Annotated in this window: 13 protein-coding genes; 8 read left to right on the top strand and 5 right to left on the bottom strand. The window is 75.1% G+C overall.

Annotation, left to right across the window (positions count from 1 at the left end):
• Window positions 1–9 precede the first annotated feature (9 nt).
• From D7193_RS22980 to D7193_RS22960, 5 genes are all read left to right on the top strand, one after another.
• A complete protein-coding gene (locus D7193_RS22980; protein ID WP_120781621.1) occupies window positions 10–885 on the top strand; it encodes an SMP-30/gluconolactonase/LRE family protein in 876 nt (291 codons plus the stop codon).
• A 271-nt stretch (window positions 886–1,156) separates the two neighbouring features.
• Window positions 1,157–4,432 carry a S8 family serine peptidase gene (locus D7193_RS22975; protein WP_120781620.1) on the top strand — a complete coding sequence of 1,092 codons (3,276 nt, stop codon included), beginning with the start codon at window positions 1,157–1,159 and terminating at the stop codon, window positions 4,430–4,432.
• A gap of 123 nt (window positions 4,433–4,555) precedes the next feature.
• Window positions 4,556–5,128 carry a nucleosidase gene (locus tag D7193_RS22970; protein WP_206611944.1) on the top strand — a complete coding sequence of 191 codons (573 nt, stop codon included), beginning with the start codon at window positions 4,556–4,558 and terminating at the stop codon, window positions 5,126–5,128.
• A gap of 117 nt (window positions 5,129–5,245) precedes the next feature.
• Entirely contained in the window at window positions 5,246–6,106 is an 861-nt protein-coding gene (locus D7193_RS22965) for a metallophosphoesterase family protein (RefSeq protein ID WP_120782154.1), read from the top strand.
• Between the two features lie 65 nt (window positions 6,107–6,171).
• Window positions 6,172–7,032, top strand: a complete 861-nt coding sequence (locus tag D7193_RS22960) for a S1 family peptidase (RefSeq protein ID WP_120781618.1) — start codon at window positions 6,172–6,174, stop codon at window positions 7,030–7,032.
• Between the two features lie 28 nt (window positions 7,033–7,060).
• On the opposite strand, the gene D7193_RS22955 is transcribed toward D7193_RS22960, so the two are convergent.
• From D7193_RS22955 to D7193_RS22935, 5 genes are all read right to left on the bottom strand, one after another.
• Entirely contained in the window at window positions 7,061–7,681 is a 621-nt protein-coding gene (locus D7193_RS22955; RefSeq protein ID WP_120781617.1) for a GNAT family N-acetyltransferase, read from the bottom strand.
• Complete coding sequence (locus D7193_RS22950) at window positions 7,671–9,719, bottom strand: penicillin acylase family protein (RefSeq protein ID WP_120781616.1); 2,049 nt, start codon at window positions 9,717–9,719, stop codon at window positions 7,671–7,673. The genes D7193_RS22955 and D7193_RS22950 overlap by 11 nt, the downstream gene beginning before the upstream one ends.
• The gene (locus D7193_RS22945) at window positions 9,716–10,504 is read right to left on the bottom strand and encodes an ABC transporter ATP-binding protein (protein WP_174242731.1); all 789 of its coding nucleotides are present in this window, start codon (window positions 10,502–10,504) and stop codon (window positions 9,716–9,718) included. Before D7193_RS22945 ends, D7193_RS22950 begins: the two co-directional genes overlap by 4 nt.
• 101 nt (window positions 10,505–10,605) lie before the next feature.
• The gene (locus tag D7193_RS22940; protein WP_120781614.1) at window positions 10,606–11,634 is read right to left on the bottom strand and encodes a FecCD family ABC transporter permease; all 1,029 of its coding nucleotides are present in this window, start codon (window positions 11,632–11,634) and stop codon (window positions 10,606–10,608) included.
• Complete coding sequence (locus D7193_RS22935; protein WP_120781613.1) at window positions 11,631–12,683, bottom strand: FecCD family ABC transporter permease; 1,053 nt, start codon at window positions 12,681–12,683, stop codon at window positions 11,631–11,633. Before D7193_RS22935 ends, D7193_RS22940 begins: the two co-directional genes overlap by 4 nt.
• A gap of 110 nt (window positions 12,684–12,793) precedes the next feature.
• On the opposite strand from D7193_RS22935, the gene D7193_RS22930 reads away from it, so the two are divergent.
• The 3 genes from D7193_RS22930 to D7193_RS22920 all read left to right on the top strand — a co-directional run bounded on the left by D7193_RS22930 (window position 12,794) and on the right by D7193_RS22920 (window position 16,318).
• Complete coding sequence (locus D7193_RS22930) at window positions 12,794–13,825, top strand: ABC transporter substrate-binding protein (protein ID WP_120781612.1); 1,032 nt, start codon at window positions 12,794–12,796, stop codon at window positions 13,823–13,825.
• Window positions 13,825–14,652 carry a siderophore-interacting protein gene (locus D7193_RS22925; protein WP_120781611.1) on the top strand — a complete coding sequence of 276 codons (828 nt, stop codon included), beginning with the start codon at window positions 13,825–13,827 and terminating at the stop codon, window positions 14,650–14,652. Before D7193_RS22930 ends, D7193_RS22925 begins: the two co-directional genes overlap by 1 nt.
• A gap of 136 nt (window positions 14,653–14,788) precedes the next feature.
• Window positions 14,789–16,318 (top strand): pyridoxal phosphate-dependent decarboxylase family protein, encoded by a 1,530-nt coding sequence (locus tag D7193_RS22920; RefSeq protein ID WP_120781610.1) that lies wholly within the window; start codon window positions 14,789–14,791, stop codon window positions 16,316–16,318.
• Window positions 16,319–16,338: the final 20 nt, after the last annotated feature.

Here is a 16,338-nt window from a genome sequence, read left to right as displayed (position 1 = left end):
GGAGAAGACATGCCGCTGACCGAGCCGACCGCGTGGAGCGCCGATCGGCTGGAGCTGGGCGAGGGCGCCCGCTGGGTGGACGGCCGGCTGGTCCTGGTCGACCTGCTCGCCGGGCGACTGCTCACCACGGGCGGCGACGCGCCCGGCCCGCTCGACGAGCTGCGCCGGCTGGACGTGCCGCTCGGCGCGGTGGCGCCAGTGGCCGGGCGGCCGGGGGAGTGGCTGGCCGCGGCCGGCACGGGCGTCGTCCACCTTCCGGCCGCCGGCGCACCGCGACCGGTGGCCGACCTGGAGGGCGGCCGCCCCGAGCCGGCCCGGATGAACGACGCCGTGGCCGACCCGCACGGCCGGTTCTGGGCCGGCAGCATGACGTACGCGGGGGTGCCCGGCGGTGGGTCCCTCTACCGGATGGATCCGGGCGGCGCGCCGGTGCCGGTGGTGACCGGGCTGACCATCGCGAATGGCCCGGCCTTCGACGGCGCCGGCACCACGATGTACCTGGCCGACACCCCGCGCGGGCACGTCGACCGGTTCTCCGTGGACGCGGCCACCGGAGCGCTCGGCGCCCGGGAGCCGTTCCTGCGGCTCGACCCCGGCGAGGGCGCCCCGGACGGGATGACCGTGGACGCCGACGACCACCTCTGGGTGGCGCTGTGGGGCGGCTCGGCCGTACGCCGCTACCGCCCGGACGGCACGCTCGACCGGGAGGTCCGCGTGCCTGCGGCGCAGCCGACCAGCGTGTGCTTCGGCGGGCCGGGGCTGCGCCGGCTCTTCGTGACCACGGCCCGCTACGGTCTGGCCGACCCGGGGCCGTTCGACGGCGCGCTGCTCGCCGTGGACCTGCCGATCGCCGGGCGCCCGGCCGCGCCGGCCACGGCCGGCTGAGGAGGCCGCGCCCGCAAGCGCGGACGAGACACACAGGACGGTCGTGGGCCCTGCGACACCGCCGGGCCCACGACCGTTTCCGGCGAAGGGTTGCCATTACGTGATCTTCGACGGGTCGACAGCCGGCCGGCGATCCATGAGCATGGTCATCCGGGCGTCAGTTTCCACACTCACAGTGCGAAAACATGCCCGGACTCTACTCGGACACGGCGTGCCGCCGGCCCTGTGACCCAACCGGTGGCACGCCCTGTCGCCATGCAAAGGAGCACGCATGCGACATCGCCGTTCCACCCCGTACGGCGCGCTCGCCCTCGTCACCGCCGTCGCGCTGCTGGTCGGCGCAGGCGACCCGGCGTCGGCCGGCCCCACGCCGCCGGCGCCGGCCGCGCCACCGGCCGCGGCGCCGGCGCTGGTCGAGCCGGGCGGGCAGCCGACCCGCACCCTGACCCTGATCACCGGTGACCGCGTCGAATCCTCGGCCGGCCGGATCGCCGTCACCCCGCGGCACGGGGTCCAGTTCCTCCGCTACCGGCACGGCGACGACCAGTACGTCGTACCGTCCGACGCGCTGGCACTGCTGCGGGAGGACCGGCTCGACGAGCGGCTCTTCAACGTGAGCCAGCTTCTCGCCGACGGGTTCGACCGCCGCGCGGAACTGCCGCTCATCGCGTCCGACCTGACCGGCATGCGTGGGCTGAGCGCACAGCGGCACCTGGCGTCCGTCGACGGATTCGCCGCCGCGATCCCCGTCGCCGAGCTGCCAGGGCGCTGGCCGACGCTGCGGGACTCGCTGCGCGGCGGCAAGCTCTGGCTGGACGGCATCCGCAGGCCGGCCCTCGACGTCAGCGTGCCGGCCAGCGGCGCCCCGGCCGTCTGGGCGGCCGGTTACGACGGCTCCGGGGTGAAGGTGGCCGTGCTCGACAGCGGGGTCGACACCACCCACCCCGACTTCGCCGGCCGGGTGGCCGCCCGGCGTAACTTCGTCACCGACTATGAGACGACCGACGACGACCTCGCCGGACACGGCACGCACGTCGCCTCCATCCTCGCCGGCAGCGGAGCGGCCTCCGACGGGAGGTACCGCGGCATGGCTCCCGGGGCGAGCCTGCTGGTCGGCAAGGTCTGCTTCAGCTACCAGGGGCTCGGCGCCGCCTGCCCTGACTCGGCCATCCTCGAAGGGCTGCACTGGGCCGCCGAGTCCGGTGCCCGGGTGGTCAACCTGAGCCTCGGCGCGGACGACCAGCCCGGCGTCGACCCGATCGAGGCCGCCGTCAACGACCTCACCGCCCGGTACGGCACCCTCTTCGTGGCGGCCGCCGGCAACAGCGGCTGGGTGCCGCAGTCGGTCGGCTCCCCGGCGTCGGCCGACGCCGCCCTCGCGGTCGGCAACGTCGACAAGTACGGCGCCCGCAGCTGGGATTCCGGCCAGGGCCCCCGGCTCGGGGACTACGCCGTCAAGCCGGAGATCACCGCCCCCGGTACGGCCATCACCGCCGCCCGCTCGGCGACCGCCGACGTCGCCCCGCCCGGTGAGCGGTACGTCTCGTTCAGCGGTACGTCGATGGCGAGCCCGCACGTCGCGGGCGCGGCGGCACTGCTCGCCCAGGCGCACCCCGACTGGCGTTCCGACCAGCTCAAGTCGGCGCTGATGGGGGCCGCCCGGCCGAACCCCACGATCGACCTGTTCGGCCAGGGCGCCGGCCAGCTCGACGCGGCCCGGGCACTAGCCCAGCCGGTCACCGCCAACCCGCCGACGGTCACCTTCGGCTTTCGGGCGTACCCGCACGACGCGGAGGACGTGGTGACCCGTACGGTCACCTACCGCAACGACGGCCCCGCCCCGATCACCCTGCGGCTCGCCCTGAGCGGCACCGCGCCGGCCGGTGTGGTCACGTTGGACAGCGACACGGTCTCCGTACCGGCACACGGAACGGCGCCGGTCCGGATCACCGCCGACACCCGGGCCGGCGGCGACGCGTACGGGACCTTCGGCGGCCGGCTGGTCGCCACCGCCGACGGCGTGAGTGTGCAGACGCCGTTCAGCGTCTTCCGGGAACAGCCGTCGGCCGACGTCCACGTCCAGGTCACCGCCCGGACCGACGCGCCGCAGGAGGTGGTCACCCAGCTCGGCAACGTCGCCACCGGCGAGTTCGTTGTGAGCTACGACAGCGCGGACACGTTCCGGGTGCCGATGGGCGACTACGTCGTGCTCAGCATGGGCATCAGCGAGGACGGCACGGGCACCGTCCTGGCCAACGGCCGGCTGACCATCGACCGGGCGACGACCGTCGTGCTCGACGGTCGCCGGGCCCGGCCGGTGGACATCCGCCTGCCCGACCGGGACGCCAGGCCGATCGTCGGCGAGGTGGAGGTCCTGCACACCGGTGGGCCGCAACTGTTCGGCATGAGCCTCACCGGCGACCCGGCCTCCATCTACACCGCCGACCTGGGCCCGAGGAATGTCGCGGGTCTCGTCACCTCCGTGACGGCGGTCTTCGCCCGCCCCGACCAGACCGGTGACTTCACCGCCAGCCCGTACACCTACCAGACCGGCTGGTACCAGACGGGCTCGTTCATCACGGGCTTCACACGTCATCTCGGCCGGCGTGACGTCGCCCGGGTTCGGGTCAGCTACGCGTCGGCGGCGGTCGGCGGTGTGGGGACCCGGGTCGCCTTCCCGGTGATCCCCGGGGTCGACTACCCGGACGGCCTCGTCCTTCCCCGGACCCCGCTGCCGGCGGAGCGCACCGAGTACCACGCCGGCAACATCGGGTGGACGTCGACCTTCGAGGAGGGCGTCGGCGCGGGAGCGGACTACCGACGGCTCGCGCAGTTCGAGGCGCCGCGGTCGGACTACCGGGCCGGAAGGGACTACACCGAGGAGTGGAACGGGGCGGTCTTCAGCACGCCGATGACGCCGGCCTTCCCCGAGTACCCGGCGATCGAGCGGCGGGGCAACGAGTTCCTCCTGCGGCTCGACGGCTACGCCGACGCCGCCGGCCATCGCGGTTTCGCCGAGGCCGCGGGGCTGACCGGTGCGCTCGCCCTGTACCGCGACGGCACGTTGGTCGAGGAGCGGGCCGGGGCGTTCGCCGGGATCGACGTGGGTGCGCCGGAGCGGTCCCGCTACCGGCTGTCGTACGGCTTCACCCAGCCGGCGCCGGCACGGCTCTCCACCCGCGTCCAGACCGTCTGGGAGTTCGACTCGGCGTACACCGCCACCGGCACCGCGCTGCCGCTGACGGCCGTCGGCTTCGCGCCCCGGCTCGATGCCTCCAACGCGGCGAAGCGCCACGGCGTCACGGTGGTGCCGCTGACGTTCACGCGTCAGGCCGGCGCCCGCCCGGTCGCCCGGGTCGAGATGGAGGTCTCGTCCGACGACGGCGCGCACTGGAGCAGGGTGCCGGTGCTGCCGCTGCCGGGCGGTCACACCGCGCTCCTGCGGAACCCGGGCAGGGCCGGGTTCGTGTCGCTGCGCGCCCGCGTCGTCGACACGGCCGGCGCGGTCGTCACCACGACCGTGATCCGGGCGTACGAGATCCGCTGACGCGGTCACCGGTGGAGCCGTCCGAGGTCGGGCGGCTTCACCGGCGCGTCCGGCCGGTGACCGCGGTTACCGCGCGCCGGTCCGTCGGCCGGGCCCGCCCGGGCGGCCCGTACGATTCCGCGCGTGACTCTACGGGGCGAGATCCGGTCCGACGCGCCGCTGCTGGTGCTGGCCGTGCAGGAGGAGGCAGCGCACCTCGGCGGCGACCTGCCGGTGCTGCTCACCGGAATGGGCAAGGTCAACGCCGCGACCGCCGTGGCGGCGGCCCTGGCCACCGGGCCGAAGCCGAGCCTGGTGCTCAACCTCGGCACCGCCGGGGCGCTGCGCCCGGGTTGGGCCGGCGTCCACGAGATCGGCACGGTGCTCCAGCACGACCTCGACACCGAGCTGCTGCGCACCCTCACCGGGCAGATCTACGGCGCGCCGCTGACCCTCGGCACCCGGACCGCGGTGCTGGCCACCGGCGACACGTTCGTGGCCGAGGAGGCCGCGCGCGCCCGGCTGGCGCGCCAGGCGGACCTCGTCGACATGGAGGGCTACGCGGTGGCCTGGGCCGCGGCGCGGGCCGGCGTGCCGTGCCGGCTCGTGAAGCGGGTCAGCGACGAGGCGGGCGAGGGTGCCGACCGGGCCTGGCGGGACGCGGTCGACGACTGCGCCCGCGACCTCGCCGACTGGGTCCGGCGCGAGTTCGCCTGATCCGGCCCGGGTTACCCTACGGCGGACCGTCGCCCGGCCGGGGACGGGGAAGCGGGGGTGGGCCGTGCGGGCACGGAGGTCCGGCGGGCTCGCCGCACCGAGGCCCGGTGGGCGCCGGTGAGCGGCGGCCGGCTGCTCGCGGTCAGCGACCTGCACGTCCGGTACGCCGAGAACCGCGCGGTGGTCGACGGTCTGCGGCCCGGCTCCGACGACGACTGGCTGATCGTCGCCGGTGACGTGGCCGAGTACGCGGCCGACGTCCGGGCCACCCTGGCCCTGCTGCGCGACCGGTTCGCCACCGTGATCTGGGCGCCGGGCAACCACGAGCTGTGGACGCTGCGCGACGACCCGGTCCAGCTGCGCGGGGAGCCGCGCTACCGGGCGCTGGTCGAGATGTGCCGCGACCTGGGCGTGCTTACGCCCGAGGACGACTATCCGATGTGGTCCGGTCCCGGCGGCCCGGTGACCGTGGCGCCGCTGTTCCTGCTGTACGACTACTCGTTCCACGCTCCCGGGACGTCCACGATGGAGGAGTCGCTGCGCCGGGCGTACGAGGCCGGGGTGGTGTGCACCGACGAGATGCTGTTGCACCCGGACCCGTACCCGGGTCGGGACGCCTGGTGCGCGGCGCGGGTCGCGGAGACCGAACGGCGGTTGGCGGCCGTCGACCCGGGCCTGCCGACGGTGCTGGTCAACCACTTTCCGCTGGTCCGCGAGCCCACCCGGGTGCTGCGCCACCCCGAGTTCGCCCAGTGGTGCGGCACGACCCGCACCGCCGACTGGCACCTGCGGTTCCGGGCGGCGGCGGTGGTCTACGGCCACCTGCACATCCCGCGCACCACCTGGTACGACGGGGTGCGGTTCGAGGAGGTGTCGCTGGGCTACCCCCGGGAGTGGCGCCCGCGCGGCGTGCCCGCGCTGCCCCGGGTGGTGCTGCCGGCCCCGCATGCGGCCGGACCGGGCACCGGTGGGGCTTGAATGCCGGACGGTGCCGGCGGATGCTGGAGACGCATCGACAAAAGCCGATAGATTCGGAGGTCCGGATGCGCCGTCTCCCGCTCGTCGCCCTCGTCCTGGCCGCACTGCTGCTCGGTACCCCGGGCGCCGCTCACGCCCGCTCGGCCCCGACCGCCGAGACCCGCCCCGACGCCGCGGTCGCCGTGCTCGCGCAGGTGCGCACCGCCGGCACCGCCTGGGGCCTCGACCCGGCCACCGGCCGGATGGTCCTCACCGTCGACGACACCGTCACCGGGCGCGAGCTGGCCGCGCTGCGGGAGACCACGGCGCGCGCCGGTGCCCTGCTGCGTCACGAGCCCGGCCGGTTGCGCCCCCTGATCGCGGGCGGTCAGTCGATCTACGGCGGGGGTGGTCGCTGCTCGCTGGGCGCCAACGTCCGCAGCGGCACCACCTCGTACTTCGTCACCGCCGGGCACTGCACCAGCCTCGCCGGCACCTGGTACGCCGACAGCGGGCAGACCACCGTCCTGGGCACCCGCACCGGCAGTAGCTTCCCCGGCAACGACTACGGCGTGGTGCGCTACACGGGGACGATCGCCCACCCCAGCGCCGTGTACACCTACCCGGGCCTGCTCACGATCAACGGCACCGCCACCGCGTCCATCGGCCTCGCGGTCTGTCGCAGCGGCTCCACGACGGGCGTCCGCTGCGGGGTCGTCACGGGCCTCAACCAGACCGTGAACTACGCGACCGGCGTCGTGTACGGGCTGATCCGCACCAACATCTGCGCCGAGCCCGGCGACAGCGGCGGCCCGCTCTACGTCGCCGCCACGGGCCGGATCGTCGGCATCCTCTCCGGCGGCAGCGGCAACTGCACCAGCGGCGGCACCACCTACTACCAGCCGATCCAGGAGATCCTGGCCGCCTACGGGCTCACCATTCCCTGACCGCGGGCCACCGGCCGGCGGACCGCGGTCAGCGGCCGGCGGGCCGCTCGCCGTCGCTGGGCCGCTCTTCCTCGGCCGGCCGGTCGAGGAAGAGCAGCCGCGCCCGCTTCTCCGGCAGCTGGATCAGCGGCCCGAGCCGGAAGCCGGTACGCCGCAGCCGGGCTATGGCCCGCTCGTTGCGCGCGTCCGGCTCAGCCACGAGCCGTCGCCGGCCCGGATCGGCCCACAGGAAGTCGAGAAGAGCGCCGAGCAGGGCCCCCGTGAACCCCGGCTCGCTGCCCGCCGGCGGGCCGACGAGCAGGTGCAGGCCGAAGTCGCCGGGCTGGACGGGATAGCACTCGCCGACCGGGTCGGCGCCCGGCTCGTACGTCTGGAGCAGCGCCACCGGCCGCCCGTCCCGATGCACGAGGTACGCGTGGTGCGTGGCCAGCGCGTCCAGGTACGCGTAGATCTCCCGCACCCGCTCGCGGCTGGCGTCCCGCATGCCCCAGAACCGGGCCCGATCCTGGGTGACCCAGCCGTGCAGCAGCTCGGCGTCCCGGTCCGGGTCGACCGGCCGGACGACGACCCGGCCGAACCCGGGTACCGCCCGGTCGTACCGGTGCGGGTCGGTGTGGTGGCGCGTCGGGGTGCTCTGGTCAGTGGCCATCTCGCTCCTCCGTGAGCTGGTCCCAGTCGGTGGTCACGGGCAGGAGGTCCCCGGCCAGCCACACTGGCGTCTGGTCGTGGTGGTGCCGGTCGCCGGGCACCCCGGAGGCGCCGAACGGCACCACCCAGCTGCTGCGCGCCCGGTCGGCGAGGTCCCACACGTAGCGGGCCGCCGGCCCCCGGGCGCAGTCGTGGGTGACGCCGGGGACGCTGGACGTGGCGAGTACGCAGTCGTGGTCACCGGCGAGCCCCGGCACCGGGCCGGCGTCGGCCTCCGGTACGGCCCGCCACGGCGTGAGCCGGTGCAGCTCACCCCAGTGCGGGACCGCCGCGGCCGTGGCCACCTCCTCGACAGCGGCGCGCAGCAGCGCCTCGGGCCCGCCGTCACCCAGCAGCCCGCTGCCCAGCACCGCCTCCAGCGCGTACGCGATCCGCGGCGTGAGGGCCAGCCACGGATGGAACACCTCCGGGTAGGGCGGCGGGTCGGCGAGCGGGGCCAGCGCCGGGTGGACCGCGAGCCGCCGCACCAGCGCGGCCCGGACCAGCGCGTACGCCGACGCGTCGCGGCTGTCGGCGGCCATCCGGCGGTCCCAGCGCAGCAACCGGTCGCGCAGCGCGGCCGCGGCCGGAGCGAGCGGGCCGAGCCCGGCCAGCCGGGCCAGCAGGGGCTCCGCCGAGCCCAGGTGGGTGTCGGAGTGCACGGCGGCCATGGCACCGGCCGTCCAGTCCGCGCGGGCGGCGAGCAGCGCGTGGATCCGGTCGGCGCGGTACGGCGGAGCGAACTCGACGCCGAGCGGCGTGGCGACGCCGCGGGCGTTGGCCATCACCGCGCAACCGTCCACGCCGGCGCGCGGCATCGGCGCGTACCAGCCCCGCCAGGCGTGCGTCGCGTCCCAGGCGGGGACCACCCGCAGCCGGTTCGCCGGATGCCGCACGGGCACCGCCCCGGCCACCCGGTGCAGCAGCCCACCGCGCGTGTCGGCGGCCTGGAGCACGTTGACCGGCTCGATCCAGCGGTCGGACGCCGCGTCGACGTCGGCCACGGTGCGGGCGCGCAGCAGCGCCGGCAGCGCCGCGAAGCCGAGGTCCGCCCGCACCCGGGGCGGGTAGCGGAGGCTGACGGCCCGCCGCGCGTCCGGGCCGCCCACGACGACGGGCCCCCGGTCGGTCTCGACGACCTCCACCTCGACCGGGTCGTCGCCCGCCACCTCGATCGTCTCGGTGTGCGCGGCCGCGGGACGCCAGCCGTCCGGCCCGTACGCCTCGACCGCGCCGCCACGGCGTCGCAGCCGCTCCGCGTAGAGGTCCTGGTAGTCGGCCATCGCGTTGGTGATCGCCCAGGCCACCCCGCCGGTGTGGCCGAAGTGGGCGATGCCGGGGACGCCCGGCACGGCCAGGCCCACGACGTCGTACTCCGGGCAGGCCAACCGGATCTGCTGGTACACGCCGGGGTCCTCGATGAAGCGGTGCGGGTCGCCGGCCAGCAGGGCGGCGCCGCTCGCCGTGCGGTTACCGGCCACCAGCCAGCCGTTGCTGCCGGCGGTGGCCGGGGCGTCGGCGGCGAACAGGGTCATGGCCGGCTCGCCGAGGCGGTCGGCGACGTGCTCGCGCCACAGCTTCGTCGGGACGTTGGCGAAGAGGATGTGGTGGGACAGCCACACCGCGAGCGGCGTCCACGGCTCCCACCGGCCGGGCGTCAGCCCGACGGCGGCGAACTCGGGCGCCCGCGCGGCCCCCGCGGCCAGCCCGGCGTTGACCCCGTCGACGTAGCCACCCACCCAGGCGGCGGTGGCCGGGTCGAGGGCGGCGTGGCAGCGGCGGGCGGTGTCGGCCAGCCGGGCCTGCCGGGCGAACCGGTCCCAGCCCACCGCCTCGACGCCCAGGAAGGACGCACTGGTGCCCACGGCCCGGTGCCGCTCCACCTCCAGCTGCCAGGCCCGGTCGTACGCGGTCACCCGCCCCTGCGCCACCACGAGCGCGTGCGGGTCGTCGGCGCGCAGGTGGGGGACGCCCCACCGGTCGCGGTAGACCCGCGTCACGCCGGCTCCGGGGCGAGCCGACCGGCCCGGCGGCGGGCGGCCGGGACGACCAGCGGCGTGCCGCTCTCCGGGTCCTCGATCACCCGGCAGGGCAGCCCGAAGACCTCCGCCACCAGGTCGGCGGTGACCACCTGCCCGGGCTCGCCCGCGGCGACGACCCGCCCGTCGCGCATCGCGATCAGGTGCGTGGCGTACCGGGCCGCGTGGTTCAGGTCGTGCAGCACCGCGACCAGGGTGCGGCCCTGTTCCTCGTGCAGCCGGGCACACAGGTCCAGGATCTCGATCTGGTGGGCGATGTCCAGGTACGTGGTCGGTTCGTCGAGCAGCAGCAGCGGCGTCTGCTGGGCCAGCGCCATGGCGATCCACACCCGTTGGCGCTGCCCGCCGGACAGTTCGTCGACCGCCCGGTCGGCGAGGTCGGCCACGCCGGTGGCCGCCATGGACTCCTCCACCACCCGCTCGTCCTCGCGCGACCACTGCCGCAGGAGACCCTGGTGCGGGTACCGGCCGCGGGCCACCAGCTCCGCCACGCTGATGCCGTCCGGCGCGATCGAGGACTGGGGCAGCAGCCCGAGCGTACGGGCCACCTGACGCGCCGGCCGGCGGTGGATGTCCTCGCCGTCGAGCAGCACCGCGCCGGCGGCCGGCTTCAGCATCCGGGACAGCGCCCGCAGCAACGTCGACTTGCCGCACGCGTTGGGCCCGATGACGACCGTGAACGACCGGTCCGGCACGGCGACGCTCAACCCCTCGGCGATGGTGCGCCGGTCGTAGGCGAGGGTCATGTCGGTGCCGCTGAGCCGTGGGCTGCCGGCCTGCATCAGGTGGTGCTCCGTTCTCGTCGGGGTGGTGCCGTCCTCGGGGCTCCGCCGCCCGGTCCGCCCGCTCACAGCCGACCCGCCCTGCGTTCCATCGCGAGCAGCCACACCAGGTACGCGCCGCCGATCGCGCCGGTGACCGCGCCGGCCGGCAGTTGCTGCTCGGCGAACGCCCGTTGCGCCAGCAGGTCGGCGCCTACCAGCAGTGTCGCGCCCACACACATCGCGGGCAGCAGGTTCGGGCCGGGGGAGCGGGTCAGGCGACGGGCGAGGTGCGGCGCGGTCAGCGCCACGAACGACACCGGCCCGGCGGCCGCCGCCGCGAACGCGACCAGCAGCACCGCCGCGCCGAGCAGCACGAGGCGCAGCCCGCGCACCGGCACGCCCAGCGCGGCCGCCGTGTCGTCGCCCATCTCCAGCATCCGCAGCGCCGGCCCGCAGCCGAGCAGCACGAGCGGGGCGAGGACGCCCAGCACGCCCAGTAGCGGCAACGCCTCGGACCAGCCGCGCCCGTCGAGGCTGCCGGTGAGCCAGAGCACCGCCCGTGCGGCGTCCATGAGCGGCGCCCGGGTGAGCAGGTAGCCGTTGACGCCGGTGAGGATGGCCGTGACACCGATGCCGACGAGCACCAGCCGGTAGCCGTGGACGCCGTTGCGCCAGGTGAGGGCGTACACGAGCAGCCCGGTCGCGAGACCGCTGGCGACCGCCGCGCCGGAGAGCGCGAGGCTGCTGCCGCCGAGCACGACCACCACGAGCGCGCCGGTCGAGGCGCCCTGGGTGAAGCCCAGCAGGTCCGGGCTGCCGAGCGGGTTGCGCACCAGCGCCTGGAACACCGCGCCGGCCAGCCCCAGCGCGGCGCCGACCAGCAGGGCCGTGACGAGGCGGGGGAGTCGCAGCTCGTGGATGATGAAGGTCTCGGCAGGGGTGCCGCCGCCGGTGAGGGTGCGCAGCACGTCGGCCGGGGACATGGGGTAGTCGCCGCCCGCGACGGCCAGGACGCCGAGGCCCGCGGCGAGCAGGGCGCACGCCACGCCGACCAGCAGCGCGCGGGGGCGGAAACGCAGCGAGAGCCCGCCGGGGGTACGCAGCACGGTCACGGTCGGGCCACCCGCCCGCGCAGCACCAGCCAGAGGAAGAGCGGCCCGCCGAGCACCGCCGTCACCATGCCGACCTGGAGCTCACCGGGCCGGCCGAGCACCCGGCCGAGCACGTCGGCGCCGAGCAGCAGCACCGGCGACAGCATCGCGCAGTACGGCAGCAGCCACCGCAGGTCGGGCCCGGTGAGGGCGCGCACCAGGTGCGGCACGAGCAGCCCGACGAAGACGATCGGCCCGCACGCCGCGGTGGCCGCGCCGCAGAGCAGCGTGACCGCCACGATGACGGCGGCCCGGATCAGCGCGGGACGTGCGCCGAGCGCCCGGGCCGCGTCGTCGCCGAGGGCGAGCGCGTTGAGCGGGCGTGCGGTGGCCAGCGCCACGACCAGCCCGGCCGCGAGGAACGGCAGCACCCGGGTCACCGTCGCCGAGTCGGCGCTCGCCAGCGAACCGACGGTCCAGAACCGCAGGCGGTCCAGCGACGCGGCGGAGAGCAGCATCGCGGCGCTGACGTACGAGTAGAGGGTGGCGTTCAGCGCGGCGCCGGCGAGGGCGAGCCGGGCCGGGGTGGCACCACGCCCGCCGCCGACGGCGTACACGAGCGCGGTGACCGCCGCTGCGCCGAGCAGCGCGAACCAGACGTAGCCGTTCAGCGCGGTGACGCCGAGCAGGGCCGCGGTCGCCACCGCGGCGGACGCGCCGGCGTTGATGCCGAGGAGGCCCGGGTCGGCGAGCGGGTTTCGGGTGAGCGCCTGCATGACCGCGCCCGCCACGCCGAGCGCCGCGCCGGCGAGCAGGCCGAGCAGCGTACGCGGCAGCCGCATCCGGTGCACCACGGCGTACTCCGCCGAGTCGGGGTGGAGCAGGCCGGACCAGACGTCGGCGAGCGGGAGCTGTTTCGCGCCCACCGCGATGCTGAGCACGACCACGGCGGTGAGCAGCAGCGCGGCGGCGGCCAGGCCGGCGGCCCGGACGGTGCTGCGGCTGCGCCGGCTCGCGGGTGGGGACGTCGCCGCGAGGTCACCGTGCGGTGGGGAGTGGGTGACGGACAGTGTGAACTCCGGTGTGGGAAACGCCGTACATGACTTGACAGCGGATTAGGTTAGGTTAACCTAACCGCGCTGTCCATGGTCATCCCCGACCCTGATCGAAAGACAACACCATGCGTGATCCCGTCTCCGTCCGTCGTGTCACCCGCCGTGGTCTGCTGGCCGGCGGCGCCGCCACCTTCGCCCTTCTGATGACCGGTTGCGGCGCGGACGGTGACGCCGCCGAACCGGCCGCGAGCGGCAGCGGTGGCCCGTGGTCGTTCACCGACGACCGCAACGAGAAGCTGAGCGCCGACAGCCGGCCGACCAGGGTCGTGGCCTTCACCGGCGCCGCGGCGGCCCTGGTCGATTTCGGACTCGACAAGCAGGTCGTCGGCGTGTTCGGCGAGACGAAGCGTGCCGACGGCACGGCCGATCCGCAGGCCGGCGACCTGAACGTGGAGAGCGTGGAGATCCTCGGCAACGTGTGGGGCGAGTTCAGCGTCGAGAAATACGCGGCCCTGCGCCCCGAACTGCTCGTCACCCACATGTACGACCCGGGCGCCCTCTGGTACGTGCCGGACGAGAGCAAGAACAAGATCCTCCCGCTCGCGCCCAGTGTCGCGGTCACCACGGCGCGGGTGCCCATGACCAAGCCGATCGAGCGGTACGCCCAGCTCGCCGAGTCCCTCGGCGCGGACCTGTCGGCGAAGAAGGTCACCGACGCCAAGGCCCGCTTCGAGGCGGCCGCCGAGTCGGTCCGCCAGGCGGTGAAGGCGAACCCGGGCATCAAGGTGATGGCCGCGTCCGGCAGCCCGGACCTGTTCTACGTCTCCAACCCGAAGGTCAGCACCGACCTCATGTACTTCGCCGAACTCGGCGTCGACATCGTGGTGCCCACCAAGCTGGAGGCCGGCGACTACTTCGAGGCGCTCAGCTGGGAGAACACCGGGAAGTTCCCGGCCGACCTGATCCTGCTCGACAACCGCAGCACCGCCCTCCAGCCCAAGGACCTCGCCGCCAAGCCCACCTGGACCCAGCTGCCGGCCGTCAAGGCCAACCAGGTCACCCCGTGGGACGCGGTCCCGCGCTTCTCGTACGCCGGCGCGGCGCCGCTGCTGGAGAACCTGGCGACGGCGATCCGGAACGCGAAGAAGGTCAGTTGATGGGCACCGCCCTCGCCCTCCGGTACCGCTTCTACGCCGCGCAGGTCGCCGGAGTCCGGCGCGTCGGCGCCAGCACGATCCGGGTCACCTTCGGCGGGCAGGACCTGGCCGGGTTCGCGGGCGGCGGCCGGGACCAGAGCGTCTCCCTCTTCCTGCCGCACCCGGGGCAGCCCGCCCCGGTGCTCCCGGCCGCCGGGACCGACGACTGGTTCGGCGCGTACCGGGCGCTCGACCCGGCGGTCCGGGCGGTGATGCGCTCGTACACCATCCGGGAGCAGCGACCGGAACGCGCCGAGGTGGACATCGACTTCGTGAGCCACGGCGACGGCGGCCCGGCCTCCCGCTGGGCCAACCGGGCCGGCCCCGGCGACCGGGTGGTGCTGCTCGGCCCGGCGCTCCCCGAGAACCCCAGCGTCTGCTTCCGGCCGCCGGACGACACCGCGCTGATCCTGCTCGTCGCCGACGAGACCGCGCTGCCGGCGGTCGGCGGGATCCTCGACTGGCTCCCCGCCGGGGCCCACGTCCGGGCCTGGATCGAGGTGCCCGACCCCACCGACATCCAGCCGCTGCCCACCGAGGCCCACGCCGAGGTGACCTGGCTCGTCCGCGGCGCCACACCGCCCGGCAGCAGCCTGCTGGTCGACGCGGTCCGCGCGGCCCGCCTGCCCTCGGTCACCCCGTACGCGTGGGTCGCCGGCGAGTCCTCGATGGTGCGGGGCGTACGCCGGCACCTGGTCGGCGAGCGTGGCATCGACAAGGCGCGCGTCACCTTCACCGGATACTGGCGCCGCGGCGCCTCCGAGGACACGTTCCGCGCCGAGCGGTAGCGCCTCACCCCGTCGCGGCGCGCCGCCCGGTCGCCGTCCCACCCCGCCTCCCACCCCGCCGTCCTGCCGCCGTACCCCACGGCGGCGGGTTCCGGCTGCCCGAAACCCGTCCGCAACCGAGCGTGGAGGACCTGCCATGAGCCTGCCGGGACACACCGTCGAGACCCCCGCGGCCCCGCCCGACGCACGGACACACCTTCTCAACGGCGGATCGGTCGCGCGGTACCGTGCGACGCTCGCCGACGGCGTCGACCGAATCGCCAAGCGGGTCGCCGACGCCGACCGCCCGTTCACCGGCGTGACCCCCGCCGAGCTGGCTCCGCGGATCACCGGCGTCGACCTGGACCGGCCGCTCGGCGACGCCGGCGCCGCCCTCGACGAACTGGAGCAGGTCTACCTCCGCGACGCCGTCTGGTTCCACCACCCCCGCTACCTCGCCCACCTGAACTGTCCCGTCGTCATCCCGGCGCTGCTCGGCGAGGCGGTGCTCACCGCTGTCAACTCCTCACTGGACACCTGGGACCAGAGCGCCGGAGCCACCCTCGTCGAACGGCGGCTGATCGACTGGACGGCGGCACGCATCGGCCTCGGCCCGGCCGCCGACGGCGTCTTCACCAGCGGCGGCAGCCAGTCCAACCTCCAGGCGCTGCTGCTGGCCCGGGAGGAGGCGTGCCGGGACGCGACCGGTCCCGAGGCCCGTCGGGACCTGCTGCCCCGGCTGCGCGTCATCACCTCCGCGGCCGGCCACTTCAGCGTGCAGAAGTCGGCGAAGCTGCTCGGCCTCGCCCCGGACGCCGTGCTGACCGTGCCCACCGACGCGCAGCGGCGGATGATCCCGGCGGCGGTACGGCGGCAGATCGAGCGGTGCCGCCGCGAGGGGCTGGTCGTGATGGCCGTGGTGGCCACCGCGGGCACCACCGACTTCGGGTCGATCGACCCGCTCGCCGACATCGCCGCGCTCTGCGCCGCCGCCGGCGTGTGGCTGCACGTCGACGCCGCGTACGGCTGCGGTCTGCTCGTGTCGCCGACCCGCCGCCACCTGCTCGACGGCATCGAGCGGGCCGACTCGGTGACCGTCGACTACCACAAGTCGTTCTTCCAACCGGTCAGCTCCAGCGCCGTGCTGGTCCGCGACCGGCGGACGCTGCGGCACGCCACCTACCACGCCGACTACCTCAACCCCGCCCGGATGGTGGAGCAGCGCATCCCCAACCAGGTCGACAAGAGCCTCCAGACCACCCGCCGCTTCGACGCCCTCAAGCTCTGGCTCACCCTGCGGGTGATGGGCCCCGACGGGGTCGGCGCCCTCTTCGACGAGGTGATCGAGCGTGCCGCCGGCGCCTGGGAGCTGATCAGCGAGGACCCGCGGTTCGAGGTGGTCACCCGCTCGCCGTTGAGCACCGTGGTGTTCCGGTACCTGCCCACCGGGCCGAACCGGCACCACGCCGACGGAGCGAACCTGCACGCGCGGGAGGCGCTGGCCGCCTCCGGTGCCGCGCTGGTCGCCAGCACCACCGTGGACGGCCGCCACTTCCTGAAGTTCACCCTGCTCAACCCCGAGACCACCCTCGACGACGTCGGGCACGTGCTGGAACTCGTCGCGCAGTACGCGGGCCGGTACGTGCACGAGCGGACCACCGCCGACCTGGCCTGCCAGGTCAGCTGACCACCGTAGGTTTGCCGAAC

This window comes from Micromonospora costi (assembly GCF_003626655.1).
Lineage (GTDB): Bacteria > Actinomycetota > Actinomycetes > Mycobacteriales > Micromonosporaceae > Micromonospora > Micromonospora costi.
Note: the sequence above shows the minus strand (reverse complement) of the source record. Positions and strands in the feature narration are given on the sequence as shown.

Excerpts from the sequence above, each read along its gene's own strand:
- D7193_RS22960 (WP_120781618.1), top strand. The coding sequence starts at position 6,172 with ATGCGCCGTCTCCCGCTCGTCGCCCTCGTCCTGGCCGCACTGCTGCTC.
- D7193_RS22930 (WP_120781612.1), top strand. The coding sequence starts at position 12,794 with ATGCGTGATCCCGTCTCCGTCCGTCGTGTCACCCGCCGTGGTCTGCTG.
- D7193_RS22955 (WP_120781617.1), bottom strand. The coding sequence starts at position 7,681 with ATGGCCACTGACCAGAGCACCCCGACGCGCCACCACACCGACCCGCAC.
- D7193_RS22945 (WP_174242731.1), bottom strand. The coding sequence starts at position 10,504 with ATGACCCTCGCCTACGACCGGCGCACCATCGCCGAGGGGTTGAGCGTC.
- D7193_RS22975 (WP_120781620.1), top strand. The coding sequence starts at position 1,157 with ATGCGACATCGCCGTTCCACCCCGTACGGCGCGCTCGCCCTCGTCACC.
- D7193_RS22920 (WP_120781610.1), top strand. The coding sequence starts at position 14,789 with ATGAGCCTGCCGGGACACACCGTCGAGACCCCCGCGGCCCCGCCCGAC.
- D7193_RS22980 (WP_120781621.1), top strand. The coding sequence starts at position 10 with ATGCCGCTGACCGAGCCGACCGCGTGGAGCGCCGATCGGCTGGAGCTG.
- D7193_RS22925 (WP_120781611.1), top strand. The coding sequence starts at position 13,825 with ATGGGCACCGCCCTCGCCCTCCGGTACCGCTTCTACGCCGCGCAGGTC.